The organism is Streptomyces sp. NPDC052016, assembly GCF_044548445.1.
GTDB lineage: Bacteria > Actinomycetota > Actinomycetes > Streptomycetales > Streptomycetaceae > Streptomyces.
In genome coordinates this window covers 117,681-137,671 of record NZ_JBIUBX010000021.1, presented here as the reverse complement: position 1 = coordinate 137,671, position 19,991 = coordinate 117,681, and the positions used below count along the sequence as shown (strand labels likewise).

Annotated in this window: 19 protein-coding genes; 7 read left to right on the top strand and 12 right to left on the bottom strand. The window is 72.2% G+C overall.

All coding sequences use genetic code 11. The features are described from left to right. The first annotated feature begins 85 nt into the window (after positions 1 to 85). On the top strand, positions 86 to 550 hold the full coding sequence (locus ACIHAR_RS25690) for a DUF3093 domain-containing protein (protein ID WP_365458762.1): 465 nt from the start codon (positions 86 to 88) through the stop codon (positions 548 to 550). Between the two features lie 33 nt (positions 551 to 583). On the opposite strand, the gene ACIHAR_RS25685 is transcribed toward ACIHAR_RS25690, so the two are convergent. The 4 genes from ACIHAR_RS25685 to ACIHAR_RS25670 form a co-directional block, all read right to left on the bottom strand. Then, positions 584 to 1,522 carry a hypothetical protein gene (locus ACIHAR_RS25685; RefSeq protein WP_365458765.1) on the bottom strand — a complete coding sequence of 313 codons (939 nt, stop codon included), beginning with the start codon at positions 1,520 to 1,522 and terminating at the stop codon, positions 584 to 586. 13 nt (positions 1,523 to 1,535) lie between these two features. Continuing rightward, the gene (locus ACIHAR_RS25680; protein WP_003993510.1) at positions 1,536 to 1,832 is read right to left on the bottom strand and encodes a DUF4193 domain-containing protein; all 297 of its coding nucleotides are present in this window, start codon (positions 1,830 to 1,832) and stop codon (positions 1,536 to 1,538) included. A 396-nt stretch (positions 1,833 to 2,228) separates the two neighbouring features. Then, positions 2,229 to 3,461, bottom strand: coding sequence for a HAMP domain-containing sensor histidine kinase (locus tag ACIHAR_RS25675; RefSeq protein ID WP_365458768.1), 1,233 nt, complete (start codon positions 3,459 to 3,461; stop codon positions 2,229 to 2,231). A gap of 4 nt (positions 3,462 to 3,465) precedes the next feature. Next, entirely contained in the window at positions 3,466 to 4,119 is a 654-nt protein-coding gene (locus ACIHAR_RS25670; RefSeq protein WP_003993508.1) for a response regulator transcription factor, read from the bottom strand. A 418-nt stretch (positions 4,120 to 4,537) separates the two neighbouring features. Between ACIHAR_RS25670 and ACIHAR_RS25665 the strand changes: the two genes are divergently transcribed. After that, positions 4,538 to 4,711 carry a hypothetical protein gene (locus ACIHAR_RS25665; protein ID WP_016824338.1) on the top strand — a complete coding sequence of 58 codons (174 nt, stop codon included), beginning with the start codon at positions 4,538 to 4,540 and terminating at the stop codon, positions 4,709 to 4,711. Positions 4,712 to 4,784: 73 nt separating this feature from the next. Here ACIHAR_RS25665 and ACIHAR_RS25660 read toward each other — a convergent pair whose 3' ends face one another. Both ACIHAR_RS25660 and ACIHAR_RS25655 read right to left on the bottom strand, forming a co-directional pair. Further along, positions 4,785 to 5,600: an inositol monophosphatase family protein gene (locus tag ACIHAR_RS25660; RefSeq protein ID WP_400022096.1), complete on the bottom strand. Its 816-nt coding sequence runs from the start codon at positions 5,598 to 5,600 to the stop codon at positions 4,785 to 4,787. An 8-nt stretch (positions 5,601 to 5,608) separates the two neighbouring features. Then, positions 5,609 to 6,736, bottom strand: coding sequence for a ferrochelatase (locus ACIHAR_RS25655; protein ID WP_400022094.1), 1,128 nt, complete (start codon positions 6,734 to 6,736; stop codon positions 5,609 to 5,611). 297 nt (positions 6,737 to 7,033) lie between these two features. Between ACIHAR_RS25655 and ACIHAR_RS25650 the strand changes: the two genes are divergently transcribed. From ACIHAR_RS25650 to sepH, 3 genes are all read left to right on the top strand, one after another. Continuing rightward, positions 7,034 to 8,269 carry an MFS transporter gene (locus ACIHAR_RS25650; RefSeq protein ID WP_400022092.1) on the top strand — a complete coding sequence of 412 codons (1,236 nt, stop codon included), beginning with the start codon at positions 7,034 to 7,036 and terminating at the stop codon, positions 8,267 to 8,269. Continuing rightward, entirely contained in the window at positions 8,229 to 9,548 is a 1,320-nt protein-coding gene (locus ACIHAR_RS25645) for a D-arabinono-1,4-lactone oxidase (RefSeq protein ID WP_400022090.1), read from the top strand. Before ACIHAR_RS25650 ends, ACIHAR_RS25645 begins: the two co-directional genes overlap by 41 nt. Before the next feature lie 415 nt (positions 9,549 to 9,963). Then, on the top strand, positions 9,964 to 10,998 hold the full coding sequence (sepH, locus tag ACIHAR_RS25640) for a septation protein SepH (RefSeq protein WP_365458782.1): 1,035 nt from the start codon (positions 9,964 to 9,966) through the stop codon (positions 10,996 to 10,998). A gap of 136 nt (positions 10,999 to 11,134) precedes the next feature. Here sepH and ACIHAR_RS25635 read toward each other — a convergent pair whose 3' ends face one another. Beyond that, positions 11,135 to 11,986, bottom strand: coding sequence for a sulfurtransferase (locus ACIHAR_RS25635; RefSeq protein WP_400022088.1), 852 nt, complete (start codon positions 11,984 to 11,986; stop codon positions 11,135 to 11,137). A gap of 291 nt (positions 11,987 to 12,277) precedes the next feature. On the opposite strand from ACIHAR_RS25635, the gene ACIHAR_RS25630 reads away from it, so the two are divergent. Next, on the top strand, positions 12,278 to 13,081 hold the full coding sequence (locus ACIHAR_RS25630) for a VOC family protein (RefSeq protein WP_365458790.1): 804 nt from the start codon (positions 12,278 to 12,280) through the stop codon (positions 13,079 to 13,081). A gap of 33 nt (positions 13,082 to 13,114) precedes the next feature. On the opposite strand, the gene ACIHAR_RS25625 is transcribed toward ACIHAR_RS25630, so the two are convergent. The 4 genes from ACIHAR_RS25625 to ACIHAR_RS25610 are packed head-to-tail and all read right to left on the bottom strand — an operon-like array spanning position 13,115 to position 18,452. Then, positions 13,115 to 13,762: a thymidine kinase gene (locus ACIHAR_RS25625; protein WP_365458793.1), complete on the bottom strand. Its 648-nt coding sequence runs from the start codon at positions 13,760 to 13,762 to the stop codon at positions 13,115 to 13,117. Between the two features lie 43 nt (positions 13,763 to 13,805). Beyond that, the gene (locus tag ACIHAR_RS25620) at positions 13,806 to 15,002 is read right to left on the bottom strand and encodes an alkaline phosphatase family protein (protein ID WP_400022085.1); all 1,197 of its coding nucleotides are present in this window, start codon (positions 15,000 to 15,002) and stop codon (positions 13,806 to 13,808) included. Beyond that, the gene (locus ACIHAR_RS25615; protein ID WP_365458798.1) at positions 15,002 to 15,598 is read right to left on the bottom strand and encodes a DUF5998 family protein; all 597 of its coding nucleotides are present in this window, start codon (positions 15,596 to 15,598) and stop codon (positions 15,002 to 15,004) included. The genes ACIHAR_RS25620 and ACIHAR_RS25615 overlap by 1 nt, the downstream gene beginning before the upstream one ends. A gap of 43 nt (positions 15,599 to 15,641) precedes the next feature. Then, complete coding sequence (locus ACIHAR_RS25610) at positions 15,642 to 18,452, bottom strand: GNAT family N-acetyltransferase (protein WP_400022082.1); 2,811 nt, start codon at positions 18,450 to 18,452, stop codon at positions 15,642 to 15,644. 178 nt (positions 18,453 to 18,630) lie between these two features. Here ACIHAR_RS25610 and ACIHAR_RS25605 point away from each other — a divergent pair, with 178 nt between their 5' ends. After that, complete coding sequence (locus ACIHAR_RS25605; RefSeq protein ID WP_365458804.1) at positions 18,631 to 18,912, top strand: HPr family phosphocarrier protein; 282 nt, start codon at positions 18,631 to 18,633, stop codon at positions 18,910 to 18,912. Positions 18,913 to 19,181: 269 nt separating this feature from the next. Here the strand turns inward: ACIHAR_RS25605 and ACIHAR_RS25600 are convergent, their stop codons facing one another. Further along, on the bottom strand, positions 19,182 to 19,874 hold the full coding sequence (locus ACIHAR_RS25600) for a GntR family transcriptional regulator (RefSeq protein ID WP_400022080.1): 693 nt from the start codon (positions 19,872 to 19,874) through the stop codon (positions 19,182 to 19,184). Positions 19,875 to 19,991 lie beyond the last annotated feature (117 nt).

The window sequence follows — 19,991 nt, the reverse complement described above, 5'->3', positions numbered from 1 at the left end:
CGCCCGTCCGTCACCCTGACGGCCGGCGCTGCGGGCGGACCCCCAGGCCATGGCCCCACAGGGACACCGTGCCAAGCTTGGCTCCATGCAGCTCTCCGCCACCCCCTACGAAGAACGCCTCACCGCCCCCCGCTCGTGGTGGTTCGTCTCGGCTCTCGTGGGCGTCTCCTTCGCCCTGATCCTGCTGCCCTTCGGCACCCTGCCGACGCTCGGCGGCCTGGTCGGGGGCACCGCCGTCGCGGCGGTCGTGGCCAGTTCCTACGGCTCCGTCCGCATCCGGGTCGTGGGCGGGTCCCTGATCGCCGGCGAGGCGAAGATCCCGGTCACGGCGCTGGGCGAGGCGGAGGTCCTGGACCGGGAGGAGGCGCGCGCCTGGCGCACGTACAAGGCGGACACCCGGGCCTTCCTGTTGCTGCGCGCCTACGTGCCCACGGCACTGCGCGTCGAGGTGACCGACCCGGACGACCCGACGCCGTACCTGTATCTGTCGACCCGGGAGCCGGAGCGCCTGGCCCAGGCGCTCCGGGAGGCGCGGGAGGCCGCGGCGTAGGCGAAGGTTCAGCCCGCGCCGCGCAAAGACTTCTCAGTCCCCGGTTCTCCCGGGGCTTCCGCCGTCGAGGGGCAGCGGGTTCTCCGGCTTCTCCAGCGGCGGGAGTTCGGGCAGGGCGTCCCACGGCACCTGCATCCTGCGCAGATCGGCCCGGACCTTCGAGGCCAGCTTCCTGGTGTCCCGCCGGTTCATGAGCGCGCCGACCGCGGCGCCCACCAGGAACGGCATCAGGTTCGGCAGGTCGCGCACCATGCGCTTCATGATCTGCTGACGCAGCTCGCGCTTCAGCTGCCCGCCGAGGGCCGAGTTGATCGAAGCGGGCTTCAGCATGTCGACCCCGCGTTCGCCCGACCACGAGTGGAGGTAGGCGGTACTGCGGTCCACGAGGTTCCCCTGCGGGCGCACGCCGTACACCTCGTGCAGTTCGGCGATGAGTTTCAGCTCGATCGCGGCGACGCCGGTGATCTCCGCGGCGATCTCGGCCGGCATCGCGGGGGGCACGGGAAGCATGGCCGCCGCGCCGACGCCCGCCCCGACGGTGGACGTGGCGTTCGCCGCGCCCGCCACCAGCTTGTCGGCGATCTGCTCCGGCCCGAGGCCGGGGAACTGCCGGCGGAGTGTCTGCAGGTCCCGTACGGGGATCCTGGGGGCGATCTCGATGATCCGGTCGGTGAGGTGCGCCACGCCCGCCCGGGCCCGGCTGCCGCCCTTGCGGACGCCTTCCCTGGCCAGGTCCACGGCCTTGTGCCGGATCACCGCCGCCCGTCGCTGCGCGACGGGCGCGGCGCCCTGGGCCGGAACGGGGGTATCACCCTCGCCCGTCGGCTCGAGCGAGGCCGATCCCGCAGGGACCACTCCCTTGCCGGATGAGCCCCGCTCGTCGTCACGCACGCCTTGGGAGCCATCGGACGGCCCCTTGTCCGCTGCCCTCAGAGGGAAGCGGCGCTTCCGAGGAGGGGTCGAGCCAGTCACGGCCGACCCGCCCTCAGTCGCAGTCGCGGCAGATCGGCTGGCCGTTCTTCTCGCGGGCCAGCTGGCTGCGGTGGTGCACCAGGAAGCAGCTCATGCAGGTGAACTCGTCCTGCTGCTTGGGCAGCACCCGGACGGCCAGTTCCTCGTTGGAAAGGTCTGCGCCGGGGAGCTCCAGGCCTTCCGCGGCCTCGAACTCGTCGACGTCGACGGCGGAGGCGGACTTGTCGTTCCTCCGGGCCTTCAGCTCTTCAAGGCTGTCGGAATCCACGTCGTCGTCGGTCTTGCGTGGGGTGTCGTAATCGGTAGCCATTTCGCCTCTCCCCCTCTGGGTGTCTGCGGTGTCTCCAGCGCACGTAACGCGTGAGAGGCCGGACTTGTGCCCGCCTCGAGGCGGAGATTTTGCCTCACATCAAGGTCTGTTACTCAATCGACACCCAACCGGACTCCTCACGAGTGATCGCGTTGGATGGCGATCGGGACCGTACACGGTCCGAATGTCGCACTTCAAAGGCGCCTCACCGTGTACTTCCCGTGATCAGGACCCCCGAAAACCCGGAGTTTCCGGGCTTTCCGAAGGCCTTCATGATCACTGAGAGTAGATGGCCGGAAAATCGCCCTTGTGATCGATCACACACGAGGGAGCTGGGTCACAGCCCCGAAAATTCCGCGCAAAGCGAACATCCCCGCGTGTGTCGGCGACATGATCTCAGACGGGCAGGGTGACGCGCATCACGAGCCCTCCGCCCTCGCGCGGCTGGGCCGCGATGTGCCCGCCGTGCGCCCGGGCCACGGACCGCACGATGGACAGGCCGAGCCCGACCCCCTTGTCGCTTCCCGTCCGCTCCGTGCGCAAGCGCCGGAAGGGCTCGAAGAGGTTGTCGATCTCGTACGCCGGCACGACCGGCCCGGTGTTCGAGACGACGAGGACCGCCTGGCCGTGCTGGACCTCGGTGGTCACCTCGACCCAGCCGTCATCGGGCACGTTGTACCGCACGGCGTTCTGCACGAGGTTCAGGGCGATCCGCTCCAGGAGCACGCCGTTGCCCTGGACGACGGCGGTCTCGCGTGTGCCGCGGATCTCCACGCCCTTGGCCTGCGCCTCGCCGTGCACCTGGTCGATGGCCTGCTCGGCGACCTCGGCCAGGTCGACGGGTTTGCGCTCGACGATCTGGTTGTCGCTGCGGGCGAGCAGCAGCAGGCCCTCCACGAGCTGCTCGCTGCGCTCGTTGGTGGCCAGCAGCGTCTTGCCCAGCTGCTGGAGCTCCATGGGCGCGTTCGGGTCGGAGAGGTGCACCTCGAGGAGCGTGCGGTTGATCGCGAGCGGCGTTCTCAGCTCGTGCGAGGCGTTGCCGACGAAGCGCTGCTGCGCGGTGAAGGCGCGCTGCAGGCGCTCCAGCATGTCGTCGAAGGTGTCGGCGAGCTCCTTCAGCTCGTCGTCCGGTCCGTCCAGCTCGATACGGCGGGACAGGTCCGAGCCCGCCACTGCGCGGGCGGTTCGGAGGATCCGGCCGAGCGGGCTCAGGACGCGGCCGGCCATCGCGTAACCGAAGGCGAAGGCGATCACGGCGAGGCCGAGCAGCGCCAGGAGGGAACGGCTGAGGAGGTCGTCCAGGGCGTGCTGGCGCTGCTGGTTGGCGCACTCGGCCATCGCGCGGTTGAGTTCGGTCGCCGTCGGCTCACTCGGGAAATTGCAGCTCTGGCTGGCGACCTCCCCGGAGAGAATCTTGAAAGGCAATTCGCTGCCCACGTTGAGCGCGTTGGCGGCGAGCAGATAGATGATCGACAGCAGCAGAATGCCCGCGATCAAAAACATCCCGCCGTACAGCAGGGTCAGCCGTATCCGGATGGTCGGGCGCAGCCAGGGAAAGGGGGCCTGGGGCCTTCGGGGGTCCCAGGTGGGTTTCGGGGGCGCCTGGGGAGGCGCGGGTGTCGTGGCCACGGGATCAGATCCGGTAGCCGGAGCCGGGGACGGTGACGATCACCGGAGGTTCGCCGAGCTTGCGGCGCAGGGTCATGACGGTCACGCGCACGACGTTGGTGAACGGGTCGGTGTTCTCGTCCCAGGCCTTCTCCAGGAGCTGCTCCGCGGAGACGACGGCGCCCTCGGAGCGCATCAGCACTTCCAGGACGGCGAACTCCTTGGGCGCGAGCTGAACCTCCTTGCCGTCGCGGAAGACCTCGCGGCGGTTGGGGTCGAGCTTGATGCCGGCGCGCTCCAGGACGGGCGGCAGCGGCACGCTGGTGCGCCGGCCGAGGGCGCGCACGCGTGCGATGAGCTCGCTGAAGGCGAAGGGCTTGGGCAGGTAGTCGTCGGCGCCGATCTCCAGACCCTCGACCCGGTCGCTGACGTCGCCGGACGCCGTGAGCATCAGCACCCGTGTGGGCATGCCGAGTTCGACGATCTTGCGGCAGACGTCGTCGCCGTGCACGAGGGGGAGGTCGCGGTCGAGGACCACCACGTCGTAGTCGTTGACGCCGATGCGTTCCAGGGCGGCCGCGCCGTCGTACACGACGTCGACGGCCATGGCCTCCCGGCGCAGTCCGGTGGCCACCGCATCCGCGAGCAGCTGCTCGTCCTCGACGACGAGTACGCGCACGTCGCTTGTCCTTCCTGTGTCCACCCGCGTAGCGCTCCATGGGCGCACGCGGGCAGGGGTTCGAGTGAGTGTGTGCTTCCATCCTGCCCTTTTCGGCCATAAGTCGGCGGTAAGACGGGTGAGCCTGGCCATGAAGGACAGGTGTGAAGCCCGGGAACGCGAGATTTTCTCGTGCGGTTGAGGTTTCTGCGGAAGGGAGCGGGGGGAGGACGGGTTTTACACCCCGCGATCACGCTCTGCATGGGCCGCAGCACATGCGGTACTCCGACCGCTTGCCGCAGAGCGGGCGTGGGTGTCCGGCACCGTCGCCGCCCGGCAGGGCAGCGTGCCGGGCATCTGCTGGAGAGACGTGATCGCCCCTCCCAACCGGCACATCCCCGTGCCACCGACCCACGACCCAAGGACGAGGGGGCGCAGCATGGACGCATTCACCGCAGGACTTCTGCAGCGCATAAAGGCGACCGAGTCCGACCTGACGCGGGCTCGTGACGAGGGCGACGACTTCCTCGTCGAGGTGGAGCAGGGCGAGCTCGACGACCTGCGCCGCCTCGCCGCCGAGCACGGCGTGGAGGTCGGCGCGTCTGGCGTCTGAGCAGTTCGTACGCATGCGGAGGGGCCCCGGCGAATCCAGCGCCGGGGCCCCTTCGCGTGGGCCGGTACCCGCGTCAGTCGTGCCAGGCGCCGAAGTCCTCGAGGAGCCGCTGGAGGGGCTCGAAGACGCCCGGGGTCCCGGCGACCGTCAGATCGCGGGAGGGGCGCTCTCCGGGGCGGCCACCGGTCAGCGCGCCCGCCTCCCTGGCGATCAGGTCGCCCGCGGCGAGGTCCCAGGGGTGCAGTCCGCGCTCGTAGTACCCGTCCAGGCGGCCGGCGGCCACGTCGCACAGGTCCACGGCCGCGCTGCCGCCGCGCCGGATGTCCCGCACCAACGGGATCAGCTTCTGCGCGACGTCGGCCTGGTGGGCGCGGACCTCGGTGACGTAGTTGAACCCGGTGGAGACCAGGGCCTGGTCGAGGGGTGCCGCGGGTCGGCAGGCGAGGGTCCGCTCCCCCTCCCAGGCGCCGGTCGCCCACGCCCCGCGGCCGCGCACCGCGTGGTGGGTCTCCCCGCGCATCGGGATCTCGACGACCCCGACGACGGTCTCGCCGTCCTGTTCCGCCGCGATGGAGACGGCCCAGGTGGGCAGCCCGTAGAGGTAGTTGACCGTGCCGTCGAGCGGGTCGATCACCCAGCGGACGCCGCTGCTGCCCTCGCTGGAGGCGCCCTCCTCACCGAGGAAGCCGTCGTCGGGGCGGTGCTCGGCGATCAGGCCGGTGATCAGCTTCTCGGCCGCGATGTCCATCTCGGTGACCACGTCGATGGGGCTGGACTTGGTGGCGGCGACCGAGAGGTCGGCCGGGCGGCCGTCGCGCAGCAGCGCGCCGGCCCGGCGGGCGGCTTCCCGAGCGAGCTCGAGGAGCTCCGTGTGCAGGGGGTCGGTCACGGCGCTCCTCACGCGTAGGGGCTGTCGGCGCCCGCGGCGGCGGGCCGCGGCGCGCGCGCCGGGCAGCAGCCGACCGGGCAGAGGTTGTGGCTCGCGCCGAGCGCGCCCAGGGCGCACGGCGTGACGTCCCGGCCGCTCTCGGCCGCGGCGCGCTCCAGGACGAGCTCGCGGACGGCGGCGGCGAAGCGCGGGTCGGCGCCGACGGTGGCCGAGCGGCGCACCGGCAGGCCCAGCTCCTCGGCCTTGGCCTTGGCCTCCGTGTCGAGGTCGTAGAGGACCTCCATGTGGTCGGAGACGAAGCCGATGGGGGCCATCACGACCGCCGGGACGCCGGCCGCGTGCCGCTCCTCCAGGTGGTCGCAGATGTCGGGCTCCAGCCACGGGATGTGCGGGGCGCCGGAGCGGGACTGGTAGACGAGCTGCCACGGGTGGTCGACGCCGGTGCGCTCGCGGACGGCGTCGGCGATCAGCCGGGCCACGTCCAGGTGCTGCCTGACGTAGGCGCCGCCGTCGCCGTGGTCCTCCACGGGGCCGGAGGTGTCGGCGGCGGCCGTCGGGATCGAGTGGGTGGTGAACGCGATGTGCGCGCCGTCCCGCACGTCCTCGGGGAGGTCCGCGAGCGACCGGACCACGCCGTCGATCATGGGTTCCAAAAAGCCCGGGTGGTTGAAGTAGTGCCGCAGCTTGTCGATCCTCGGCAGCTCCAGGCCCTCGGCCTCCAGGGCGGCCAGCGAGTCGGCGAGGTTCTCGCGGTACTGGCGGCAGCCGGAGTAGGAGGCGTACGCGCTGGTGGCGAGGACGAGGATGCGGCGGCGGCCGTCGGCGACCATCCGGCGCAGGGTGTCGGTGAGGTACGGGGCCCAGTTGCGGTTGCCCCAGTAGATCGGCAGGTCCAGGCCGTGGTCGGCGAAGTCCTTGTGGAGGGCGTCGAGCAGGGCGCGGTTCTGGTCGTTGATGGGGCTGACCCCGCCGAACAGGAAGTAGTGCCGGCCGACTTCCTTGAGGCGTTCCTTGGGGATGCCGCGCCCGCGCGTCACGTTCTCCAGGAACGGGACCACGTCGTCCGGGCCTTCCGGGCCGCCGAAGGAGAGCAGGAGCAGGGCGTCGTAGGGGGTGGGATCGAGCGCGTCTGGCATGTCTTGATCCTGCCACCCTGCACTGACAGCCGGAAAACGGCGGGGTGCCGGACGGCGGAGCCCTCGAGTGAGCCGCCTGGGTACCGGCGGAACGGGGGCGCCGCCCGGAGAGCCGCCTGCCGCGAGGGGGTGGAAAGGCGTGCGTTAGGGTTGCCTAACTCCGTAAGCTGTATGAGCGGCATTCACGCCTTACCGCCCCTGTCGCGCGCCATGCACCGCTTCACCGAGCCCCCAGAGCCGCCTTCCACGCCGTGCCGCGCTGCCCCGCACGCGTGACCGGACCCACCGGAGACCTCCGTGCCCAGCCCCTACCGCGCCCTGTTCGCCGCCCCCGGCTCCAAGGGTTTCTCCGCCGCGGGGTTCCTCGGCCGGATGCCGCTGTCGATGATGGGCATCGGCGTGGTCACGATGGTGTCGCAGCTCACGGGGCGCTACGGCCTCGCGGGTGCTCTGTCGGCGACCATCGCGCTGGCCGCCGCGGCGATCGGGCCGCAGATCTCGCGCCTGGTGGACCAGTACGGGCAGCGCCGGGTGCTGCGCCCCGCCACGCTGGTCGCGCTCGCCGCGTCGGCCGGGCTGCTGCTGGCCGCGCACTTCGACTGGCCTGACTGGGTGCTGTTCGTGTGCGCCGCCGGGATCGGCTCCGTGCCGAGCCTCGGCGCGATGATCCGGGCCCGCTGGGCGGCCGTGTACCGGGGCACCCCCCAGCTGCACACCGCGTACTCCTTCGAGTCCGTGGTCGACGAGGTGTGCTTCATCTTCGGGCCGATCATCTCCATCGGGCTGTCCACCGCGTGGTTTCCCGAGGCGGGGCCGCTGCTGGCGGCCGTGTTCCTGGCCGTCGGCGTCTTCTGGCTGACGGCCCAGCGGGCCACCGAGCCCGAGCCGCACCCGCGGGAGAAGCGCGGCGGCGGCACGGCCCTGCGCTCGCCCGGCCTGCAGGTGCTGGTGGCCACCTTCGTGGCGACCGGGGCGATCTTCGGCGCGGTGGACGTGGTCACCGTCGCCTTCGCCGACGAGCAGGGCCACAAGGGGGCCGCGAGCGTCGTCCTGGCGCTCTACGCGGCGGGTTCCTGTGCGGCGGGTCTGGTGTTCGGCCTGCTGCGCCTCAGGGGAGCGCCGGAGCGCCGCTGGCTGCTCGGCGTGTTCATGATGGCCGTGAGTATGATCCCCCTCCTACTGGTCGGGAACTTGCCGTTTCTGGCCGTGGCGCTGTTCGTTGCGGGCCTGGCCATCGCTCCCACGATGATCACGACCATGTCCCTCATCGAAGAGCACGTACCGCGCGCGCAACTGACCGAGGGCATGACCTGGGTGAGCACCGGGCTGGCCGTCGGCGTCGCGCTCGGCTCGTCCATCGCCGGCTGGGTCATCGACGCGGCGGGCGCGCGGGCCGGGTACGGGGTTCCGGCGGTGTCCGGGGCCGTCGCGGCCGCGGTCGGTTTCCTGGGGTACCGCCGGCTCAGGCCGGCTCCGGGTCGGGGAGGCACCGTTGAGCAGCACAGCGAGCGGGAAGAACGGCACGTGGCGTAACTGGGGCGGCAACGTCGCCGCGCGCCCCGCGCGGGAGGTCACGCCCGCCTCCGTCGACGAACTGGCCGCGGCGGTGCGACGGGCCGCGGAGGACGGGCTGAGGGTCAAGGCGGTCGGCACCGGGCACTCCTTCACGTCGATCGCCGCGACGGACGGTGTGCTGATCCGGCCTCAGTTGCTGACCGGCATCCGTCACGTCGACCGCGAGAACATGACCGTCACGGTCGAGGCCGGCACCCCGCTCAAGCGACTCAACCTGGCCCTGGCGCGCGAGGGCCTGTCGCTCACCAACATGGGCGACATCATGGAGCAGACGGTCTCCGGGGCCATCAGCACCGGCACCCACGGCACGGGCCGCGAGTCGGGCTCGATAGCCGCCCAGATCAGGGCCCTGGAGCTGGTCACGGCCGACGGCTCGGTCCTCACCTGCTCCGAGAAGGAGAACCCGGAGGTCTTCGCGGCGGCGCGGATCGGCCTCGGCGCGCTCGGCATCGTCACCGCCGTCACGTTCGCCGTGGAGCCGCTCTTCCTGCTCACCGCGCGCGAGGAGCCGATGCCGTTCGACGAGGTGCTCGCCGACTTCGACGAACTCTGGGCCGAGAACGAGCACTTCGAGTTCTACTGGTTCCCGCACACCGGCAGCACCAACACCAAGCGCAACAACCGCAGCGCCGGCCCCCGCCGGCCGGTGGGACAGCTCGCGGGCTGGTTCGAGGACGAGTTCCTCTCCAACGGCGTCTTCCAGGCGGCCCAGTGGGTCGGCCGGGCGGTGCCCGCCACCATCCCGGCGATCGCCCGTGTCTCCAGCAAGGCCCTGTCCGCGCGCACCTACACGGACATCCCCTTCAAGGTCTTCACCTCCCCGCGCCGCGTGCGGTTCGTGGAGATGGAGTACGCCGTGCCGCGCGAGGCCGTGACCGGGACGCTGCGCGAACTGAAGTCCATGGTGGACCGCTCGGGACTGCGGATCAGTTTCCCGGTCGAGGTGCGCACCGCACCGGCCGACGACATCACGCTGTCCACCGCCTCCGGCCGCGACAGCGCCTACATCGCCGTCCACATGGTCAAGGGCACGCCGTACCAGGGGTACTTCACCGCCGCCGAGCGCATCTTCACCGCACACGAGGGCCGGCCGCACTGGGGCAAGGTGCACACGCGCGACGCGGCGTACTTCGCCGAGGTCTACCCGCGCTTCGAGGAGTTCACGGCACTGCGGGACCGGCTGGATCCCGATCGTCTGTTCCAGAACGACTACTTGAGGAGGGTTCTGGGGGCGTAGCGGGCGCGGGGGGCGCCTGGTTCCGTTTCGGCGGGTTGCGTGAACTTCGCCACGTTCAAGATCGCGAAAACCGGGCAACGGACGGCCAAGTCGCACCCCTTGCCAGAAGTTGGGCGGCGTGCCAATCCACGCACGTGGCCCAAATGGAGTACTGTTGCGAGCCCTGGGTCCGGTCTCCCGCCAGGGCGTCCGGGGCCTCGCTGGACCGCCGGGAGGGGGCTGGTTGCACAGGGTGACGATTTTGGTCACTTAGCGTGGCGAATAGGTAACCGTGCCATAACGGCGGCCCAGGGCCCCTGCCCGACACGCCGGGCAACTCGGCAAGGTTGTGGCAGGCTGCACCCGGGCAGGCCACACTCGACTAGCGGAAGCAGCGACGCACGTGACGTCGGCAGGCACCACCCGGGAGGTCCCCATGCCCGAACTGCGTGTCGTGGCCGTCTCGAATGACGGCACACGGCTGGTGCTGAAGGCTGCGGACAGCACGGAGTACACGCTTCCGATCGACGAGCGTCTGCGCGCCGCCGTCCGCGGCGACCGTCCCCGCCTCGGCCAGATCGAGATCGAGGTGGAGAGCCATCTCCGCCCCCGTGACATCCAGGCGCGTATACGAGCCGGCGCCACGGCGGAGGAAGTCGCGCAGATGGCGGGCATCCCCGTCGACCGCGTCCGACGCTTCGAGGGCCCCGTGCTGGCCGAGCGTGCCTTCATGGCCGAGCGCGCCCGCAAGACGCCCGTCCGCCGGCCCGGTGAGAACGCCGCCGGTCCCCAGCTCGGCGAGGCCGTCCAGGAGCGACTGCTGCTGCGCGGCGCCGAGAAGGACACCGTGCAGTGGGACTCCTGGCGGCGCGACGACGGCACGTGGGAGGTCCTCCTCGTCTACCGGGTCGCCGGTGAACCGCACTCGGCGAGCTGGACGTACGACCCGCCGCGGCGGCTCGTCCAGGCCGTCGACGACGAGGCGCGTTCGCTGATCGGCGAGTCCGACGACCTGGCCGCTCCCGAGCCCAGCTTCCCGTTCGTCCCCCGCATCGCCCGGCTGCCGCGCGACCGTTCGATGGACCGCGCTCTCGAACGGCCGAGCCTGCCCGCGCAGGCGTCCGAACCGGCCGAGGAGAGCACCGGCGAACGGGAGCGGGACTCGCTGACCAGCCTGCTGGAGGCGGTGCCGAGCTTCCGGGGCGACCTGGTCGTCCCGGAACGCCCGTCGGAGGAGCCGGAGGAGCCCGTCGAGGAGCCGGCCGCGGAGGAGCCCCCGGCGCCCGCCGCGTCCGCCGGTTCGGCCTACGCCGACGTCCTCATGCCGCGTTCGGTCGGCAGCCACCGGGATCGCCTGGTCGGCGCCACCGACCGTCAGGCCGAGGCCGACGGTGTCCGCCCGGGACGCCGCGCGGCGGTGCCGAGCTGGGACGAGATCGTGTTCGGCACCCGGCGCAAGAAGCAGGAGTAAGCCGGGTAAGTCGCCGTGGGACGACTCGCCCGAGGCGGCCGAGGGTTCGCGGAAGTAGGTTCGCACAAGGAGTCATACGTACGGGAGGGCCGCATCTGTTCGGTGCGGCCCTCCCCCACGTCTCCACGCCGTCGGCTCACTGGGGGTCGGGGCCCGTCGCAACCGGCCGCGCCGGATCCGACGACCACTCCGACCACGAGCCGACGTACAGGGCCGCCGGAATGCCCGCCACCGCCAGCGCCAGCACCTCGTGCGCGCCGGAGACGCCCGAGCCGCAGTACACCCCCACCTCCGTGCCGTCGGACGCGCCCAGCGCCTTGAAGCGGTCCGCGAGCTCCTCGGCGGGCAGGAATCGGCCGTCCGGGCCCACGTTCTCGGTCGTCGGCGCCGAGACCGCCCCCGGAATGTGCCCGCCGACCGGGTCGATCGGCTCGACCTCACCCCGGTACCGCTCGCCCGCGCGGGCGTCGAACAGCACGCCGGAACGGGCGAGCGCCGCCGCGCCGTCCGCGTCGAGCAGGCCGCCGACCGCCGGCGCCGGGTCGAAGTCGCCCTCCGAGGGCACCGGTTCGTCGACCGAGAGGTCCCCCCGCCAGGACGGCAACCCGCCGTCGAGGACCCGCACGTTCGGGTGACCCGTCCAGCGCAGCAGCCACCACGCGCGGGCCGCCGCCCACCCCTGCCCGCCGTCGTACACGACCACCGGCCGGGCCGCCGACACACCCGCCCGACGCATCGCGGCGCCGAACACCGCGAGATCCGGCAGCGGGTGGCGGCCGCGCGCACCGGGCGCGCCGGCCAGCTCCCGGTCCAGGTCGACGTAGACGGCGCCGGGCACGTGCCCGGAGGCGTAGGCGGCGCGGCCGTCGAACGGCGGCTCCCCGGCCGCCTTCGCCACGCTGAGCTGCCAGCGGACGTCGAGCACGACCGGCGGGTTGTCCCCGGTCAGCTCGCTCGCGAGTTCGGTTGCGGTGATGATGGCGTTCATGGCCACCATCCTTGCGCACGGGGTGGCCCCGTCGCCCGGGTCCGGCTACTCTGCTCCGCCGGACAGGATCGGTCACAAGGCGTACGGGGCCGAGCACGTGCCGTACAGCCGATCGACATCTGTCGGCCAACGCACGGATGCGGACGATCAACAGCACATCGGGCATCCTCCCGGCGTGCACCCGGTGCGGCGCGCCCGGAGCGCGCGGTCCCGCGGGTGGTGCGAGCATCGGCTCGAGGGCCGGAGGGCGGAAGCGACGCGGCCACCGCGAGGGCCGGGGAGAGAGTGACGATGACCGAGGCACGTGGGTCGGCCGACGGGAACGGCGAAGCACACGCCCGGTACGCACCCGGCACACCCTGCTGGGTGAGCCTGATGGTGCACGGACTGACCGCCACCCAGGAGTTCTACGGCGAACTGTTCGGTTGGGAGTTCCAACCCGGCCCGCGGCCCCTCGGCCCGTACGTGCGGGCCCTGCTCGACGGCCGGGAGGTGGCCGGCATCGGCCAACTGCCCCCGGACCGCCACCTCCCCGTCGCCTGGACGCCCTACCTCGCCGCGGACGACGTGGACACGGCCGCCGAAACGGTGCGTCTGTGCGGCGGCACCATCGGGGTCGGCCCGCTGGACGCCGCCGAGGCCGGCCGCCTGGCCATCGGCTCCGACCCCTCCGGCGCCGTCTTCGGCATCTGGCAGGCGTCCGCCCACCTCGGCACGGACATCACCGGGGTGCCCGGCACACCCGCCTGGAACGAGCTGCTGACCTTCGAGTCCGCGATCGTCGCCAAGTTCTACGAGACGGTGTTCGGCTTCGCGCGGGAGCCCATGGCCTCCGCCGACTCCGACTACGTCACCCTGCACGTCGCCGGCCGCCCGGTCGCCGGCATCGACGGCGTCGGCAGCGCCCTGCCCAGGGACCGGGGGCCGCACTGGATGACCTACTTCGAGGTCGGCGACGCGGACGAGGCGGCCGCACGGGTCGTCGGCCTCGGAGGGCTTGTCCTGCGACCGCCCCGGGACAGCGCGCACGGACGCGTGGCGACCGTGGCGGACCCCGAAGGGGCCCGCTTCGCACTGATCCAGGATCCGCGCTGACCCTACGGCCGGCCGGCGGGACGATCGCCCGCCCTAGACCTGCTGTACGGGCAGCACGTCCGGCGACAGTGCGGCCGCCTTCGCCGTCGCCGACGTCATGCGGCGGCGGTGGTGCCGGCGGCAGAGGACCTCGTAGCCGATCGTGTCGGCCTGGTTGACGTCGCCGACGACGACCTGGGCGCCTTCGACGACCATGACGCCGCCGACGGTGCGGGCGTTGTGCGTGGCGCGGGCGCCGCACCAACACAGGGCCTCGACCTGGAGGACCTCGACGCGGTCGGCGAGTTCGACGAGCCGCTGGGAGCCGGGGAACAGCTTCGAGCGGAAGTCGGTCGTGATGCCGAAGGCGTAGACGTCCATGCCGAGGTCGTCCACCACGCGCGCGAGCTGGTCGATCTGCTCCGGGGCGAGGAACTGGGCCTCGTCCGCGATCACATAGTCCGCGCGGCCGCCGTGCGAGAGGTGGTCGACGAGGTACGCGTACAGGTCCTGGCCGTCCTTGACCTCGACGGCGTCGGTGACCAGGCCGAGGCGGGAGGACAGCTTGCCCTCGCCCGCGCGGTCGTCACGGGTGAAGATCACGCCCTGCAGGCCGCGCGCGGAGCGGTTGTGCTCGATCTGGAGAGCCAGCGTCGACTTCCCGCAGTCCATGGTTCCGGAGAAGAACACCAGCTCGGGCATGGGGAGTCGCGGACCTTTCGGCAAGGAGAACAGGAAGCGTGCTTCAGGAGCGTACTTCGAGGAGGGGAACGAGCTGCTCGGCAGGGGTCATCGAGCCGTGGTTGCCGACCATCGACGACTCCTTCGGCTCCCGCTCGGAGGCGATGAGCAGGACGTCGTCCCGGGCCGCCGCGATCACGTCGCCGAGGCGGGCGTACACGCGCTCGTCGATCTGGCCGGGCCGCCCGAACCAGCCCGCGGCGATGGACTCGTCCCGCGAGGCCACCCAGAACTGCTCCCCGAGCACCTCGCGCCAGCAGGTCAGGACGTCGTTCTCGGCGCCCGGGACGGCGTAGACGTGGCGGGCGCGGCCCTCGCCGCCCAGCAGGGCGACCCCGGCGCGCAGCTCCCAGTCCTCGTCGAAGTCGATGCGGTGCTCCTCGTCGAAGGGCACGTCGACCATGCCGTGGTCGGCGGTGACGTAGAGCGCGCTGCGCGGCGGGAGTTGTTCCACGAGGCGCTGGACGAGCCGGTCGACGTACATGAGCTGGCCGCGCCAGGTGTCGGAGGCGACGCCGTAGCGGTGCCCGGCGCCGTCGAGTTCGGCGTAGTACGTGTAGACGAGGGAGCGGTCGCCGGCGGCGAGCTGCTCGGCGGCGAGGTCCATGCGCTCCTCGCCGGTCAGGCGCCCCAGGAACGTTCCGCCACTGAGTGCGACCTTGGTCAGCGGGGTGGTCTCGAAGTGGGGCGAGGACACCTGGGCGGCGTGCACGCCCGCCGCGTGGGCCAGTTCGAAGACCGTGGGGTACGGCTGCCAGGGGAGCGGCGGGGTCCACGGCTGCCAGCGGAGCTGGTTCATCAGCTCGCCGGTGGCCGGGTTGCGCACGGTGTATCCGGGCAGCCCGTGGGCGCCCGGCGGCAGGCCGGTGCCGACGGAGGCGAGGGAGGTGGCGGTCGTCGCCGGGAAGCCGGCGGTGATCGGGCGTCCGGTGCCGCCGCGCGAACTGCCGAGGAGGGAGTGCAGGTACGGCGCCTCGTCCGGGTGGGCCCTGATCTGCTCCCAGCCGAGGCCGTCGATCAGGAAGACGCAGTTGCGGTCGGCCGGGGTCAGTTCCGGGATCGTCGCGCTCATGCCGGGTACGCCGAGGCCGGCGGCCAGCGTGGGCAGCAGGTCGGCGAGGGACCCGGAGCCGTACTCGGGGACGGGGGCGGAGGAGACGGCGAGGGGTTCCGGGGCGTCCCAGGCGGCGGGCTGAGCCATCAGCGGGCGGTGTCCGCGGTCGCCTCGGAGAGCGACTGTGCGAAGACGAGCGCCTGGCGCACCGTCTCCGGGCCGTCGCCGGCCTCGCTGACGCGCAGGCTGAGGTCGTCCGCCGTCGAGTTGCCCGTGTAGCCGTGGTCGGCGTCGCAGTTGGGGTCGCCGCAGGCGGCCGGCTCCAGGTCGATGCGGGAGACGGCGCCCCAGCCGATGGTCAGCACGACCTCGCGCGGCAGGGTGCCCGGCGTGTACGACTCCGGGTTGGCCACCACGCGGCTGACGACGACCGACGAGATCCGGCCGAGCTTCACGGACTCGGTGGACGTCGTCGCGTACGGGGTCGGGGAGGTGGTGTCGGCGGCCTGCTCGTCGGTGTGGCTGACGATGAAGCGGTTGCCGGTGAGGACCAGCACGGTCACGTGCCGACGCACCTCGTTCTGGTCGAAGGTGGTCTCCTGGTGGACCAGGTACGACCGGATGGGCTCGCCGCCCACGGCGGCCTCCACCGCCTCGGCCACGAGGGCCGGGTAGTAGCCGCTGCGCTCGATCGCCGCACGCAGCCCCTGGGTCGTCGTACTGGTCTTGGCCATGCCGTCCATCCTACGGGGACCCACTGACTGCGAGGGACAGCTCACGAGCGCCTCAGTACGCGGGGAGCGTCCGGGGGCCGAGGTCGTCGCGGGCGGGCGGCGGGGCCAGGCGTACCGAGGCGCCGAGGACGCTCAGGCCGTGCGGGGCGACCACGACCGGCTCCAGGGTGACCGCGACCACCTCCGGGTGGTCGTCGACCAGGCGGGACACGTGCAGCAGCAGCTCCTCCAGGGCCGGGGTGTCGACGGGCGTGGAGCCGCGCCAGCCGAACAGGAGCGGCGCCGTCCGGATCGACCGGACCAGGGAGGTCGCGTCGCGGTCGGTGACCGGGACGAGGCGGTGCGCCATGTCGCCGAGCAGTTGCGAGGCGGCCCCGGCGAGCCCGAACGAGAGCACCGCTCCGGCCGCCGGGTCGATGACCGCGCGGACGACGGTGTCGACCCCGCGGGGGGCCATCGCCTGGACGACCGGGCGCACCTCCTGCGGCGTCCCGAACAGCTCGGTCAACTCGTCGTACGACCGCCGCAGTTGTTCCTCGTCCGCGAGGTCGAGCCGGACGCCGCCCAGGTCGGCGCGGTGCCGCAGGTGGGGTGCGGTGGCTTTGAGGGCGACGGGGTAGCCGAGGGCGGCGGCGGCCCGCGCGGCCTCGTCCGGGGAGGGGGCGGGGATCGCCCGGCGCACGGAGATGCCGTACCGGCCGAGGAGCTCGCAGGTCTCGTCGGTGCCGAGGGTGAGGCCCTGCCCGCGCGCTAGGAGCCCTTCGATCAGCCGGGCCGCGCCCCTCTCGTCGATGTCCTCGTACTCGGGCACCTTGCCGGGGTCGGCGGCCTCGCGGCGCCAGTGCGCGTACTTCACGGCCTCGGCGAGGGCGCGGACCGCGCGTTCGGCGGCGGGATAGGCGGGGATGAGGTGGGCGCCTTCGGGCGCCTCGGTCACCGGGGTGCGGCCCGGGCCGGCCTGCGGTGCCGCCGCGTCCGTCGTCGCGGCACGCGCGCGTGGGGCGGTGCTCGCGGCCGCCGACAGGGCCTCCGCCAGGCCGCCGAGCTCCACGTGCACGACGAGCACGGGCTTGGCGGGGCCGGTGGCCGTCGCCGAACGCAGGGCCTCCGCCAGTTCCGCGTCGCCGGGCGACGCCTCACCGATCGCCGGGATGGCCGTCACCACGATCGCGTCGCAGGTCTCGTCGGCCAGGGCCCGCGCCAGCGCCGCCTGGAAGTCCTCCGCCGACGCCTCCGTGGTCAGGTCGAGCGGCGGCAGCGGGCGCAGGCCCTCGGAGAGGCACGCGTCGTAGGTCAGCTGCCCCAGCGACTCGGAGTTGCCCAGGATGGCCACCCGCGGGCCTCCCGGCAGCGGCTGGCGCGCGAGCAGCAGGCCGGCGTCCACCAGCTCGGTGATGGTGTCCACGCGGATCACACCTGCCTGCCGCAGCAGCGCCGACACCGTCGCGTGCGGCAGCCGCGTGGCCCGTACGGCGTGCCCCTGCGGGGCCGATCCGGCGCCCTGCACCACCACGAGCGGCTTGACGGCGGCCGTACGCCGGGCGAGGCGGGTGAACTTGCGCGGGTTGCCGATGGACTCCAGGTACATGAGGGCGACGTCGGTGTCGGGGTCGTCGTACCAGTACTGGAGGACGTCGTTGCCGGAGACGTCGGCGCGGTTGCCGGAGGAGACGAAGGTCGACACGCCCGTGACGCCGGTGACGCCTCCGCCGCGCCGGTGCAGCCGGGACAGCAGGGCGATGCCGATGGCGCCGGACTGGGCGAACAGGCCGATGCGGCCCGGCCTGGGCATCTCCGGTGCCAGGGACGCGTTCAGCCGCACCTCCGGGGAGGTGTTGATGATCCCGAACGCGTTGGGGCCGATGATCCGCATCCCGTACGCGCGCGCTTGCCGCACGAGTTCGCGCTGGCGATCGCGGCCCTCGGGCCCGCTCTCCGCGTAGCCGGCGGCGAGGACGACGAGTCCCTGCACGCCGTGCTCGCCGCACTCGGCGACGACCTCGGGCACGCGCTCGGCCGGGACGGCGACCACCGCGACGTCGACGTGCCCGTCGATGTCGCGCACGGAACGGTGCGCGGGCACCCCGTCGAGTTCCTTGAAGTCGTCGGGGAACGCCTTGTTCACCGCGTACAGATGCCCGGTGAAGCCGGCCTCCCGGAGGTTGCCGAGGACCCTGCGGCCGACGCCGCCGGGGGTGCGGCCGGTGCCGACGACGGCGACCGAGCCCGGCACCAGCAGCCGCCGTACCGAGCGGGCCTCGGCGCGCTGCTCCCGCGCGCGCTGTACGGCAAGGGAGCGCTCGGTGGGCTCGAGGTCGAGCTCCAGGCGGACGACGCCGTCCTCGAAGCTGCGCTTCTGGGTGTACCCGGCGTCCGTGAACACCTTGATCATCTTGGTGTTGGCGGGGAGCACCTCGGCGGCGAACCGGCGGATGCCGCGCTCGCGCGCGACGGCCGCCACGTGTTCCAGGAGGGCGGAGGCCACGCCCCTGCCCTGGTGGGCGTCCTGCACGAGGAAGGCGACCTCGGCCTCGTCGGCGGGCGCGGAGGCGGGCAGGCCGTCGGCACCGATGCGGTCATAGCGTACGGTGGCGATGAACTCGCCGCCGACCGTGGCCGCGAGTCCCACCCGGTCCACAAAGTCGTGGTGCGTGAAGCGGTGGACGTCCTTGGCGGACAGACGCGGGTAGGGCGCGAAGAAGCGGTAGTACTTCGACTCGTCCGAGACCTGCTCGTAGAAGCTGACCAGGCGCTCGGCGTCATCGACGGTGATGGGGCGGACGCGCGCGGTGCCGCCGTCGCGCAGCACCACGTCGGCTTCCCAGTGGGCGGGGTACTCGTGCCGGTCCGGCGCGCTCTGCATGGGGCCCAGAGTACGGCTCGCGTACGACAACGGCGCGAGGCAGTCTGTGGAGGACGGAACGTCGGGTCGAGGCCGCGACCCGACGACCACGGCGGAACGGGACACAGACCCGTTCCGGGCACGCTTCACGTGTGGAACACTGGTCTAGACAACCCTGAACACCGAAGGGCAGCAACACATGGCTGAGCGCCGCGTCAACGTCGGCTGGGCCGAGGGCCTCCACGCCCGCCCCGCCTCCATCTTCGTCCGAGCCGCCACGGCCGCAGGCGTCCCCGTGACGATCGCCAAGGCGGGGGGCAACCCCGTCAACGCGGCCTCCATGCTGGCCGTCCTCGGTCTGGGCGCCCAGGGTGGCGAGGAGATCGTCCTCGCCTCCGACGCCGAGGGTGCGGACATCGCCCTCGACCGGCTGGCCAAGCTGGTCTCCGAGGGGCTCGAGGAGCTTCCCGAGACCGTCTGAGCCTCTGAGCCTTTGAGCCGAGACCGTCTGAGCCTCCGGGCTGAGACCGTCCGAACCTCGCTCGAAGCGCGCACCGAGCCGCGTCGCCCGTCCCGGGCGGCGCGGCTCCGCCCTTTTCCCCGGTCGTCACCGAGGCATTTCCTAGGCCGACCGGAAAAAGTCCGCGAGCGCACGAGGCAGCGCACCGGCGGAATTCCCGGGCGCGCTGGAAAAAGGGCAGCGGAAATACACCTCCGCCGAATATCCCTTCTTTGTATACGGCCCCATTGTTAATGCCGCGGGCCCGACATGTTTACTACGTGTTGCGAAGTCCTCACACGGTCGGGGCGTTCCGCGCCCGTGAAGCGCAGCCGGTGCGCGGCCGACGAGCGCTCGGCGTGCAGCGCCGTGAGCGCCCGCGCGCGTTCGCCGTCGCCGCGTGCCACCGCGTCGACGATCGCCCCGTGCTCCGCCCAGTACTCCACCGGGTTGGTCGGCGCCTCCACCGCGTACATCCAGGCGATCTTGTGGCGCAGCAGGGTGAGTGTCGACGTCAGGGTGTGGCTGCCGGAGGACTGGGCGAGCGTCTCGTGGAACCAGCCGCCCAGAGACCGCAGGTCCTCGCTGTTTCCCCTCCTGGCACGCTCCTGGCCCAGCCTCACCAGACCGCGCAGCACCTTCAGATGGGCCTCGGTGCGGCGCTGCGCGGCCCGGGAGGCTCCGAGGGGCTCCAGCAGCATGCGCATCTCCAGCAGGTCGGCGGCCTCCTGCTCGGTCGGTTCGGCGACGCACGCGCCCGCGTGCCGCCGCGTCACGACGAAGCCCTCCGCCTCGAGCGTGCGCAGCGCCTCGCGGACGGGGACGCGCGAGACGCCGTAGCGGCGGGCGAGGAGTTCCTCGGTGAGGCGGCTGCCGCGCTCGTAGACACCCGCGACGATGTCGTCCCGGATGGCCGTGCACACCGAGTGCGCCGGAATACGCATGACCGACCTCCGCCTTAATCCCCGTGAAACGTCGACGAATGACGTCCGTCGGGTGACTCTATTGCAACGAGCCGGAATTTCCGACGGCGGGCCGGAATCCATGGATATTTTTTGGAC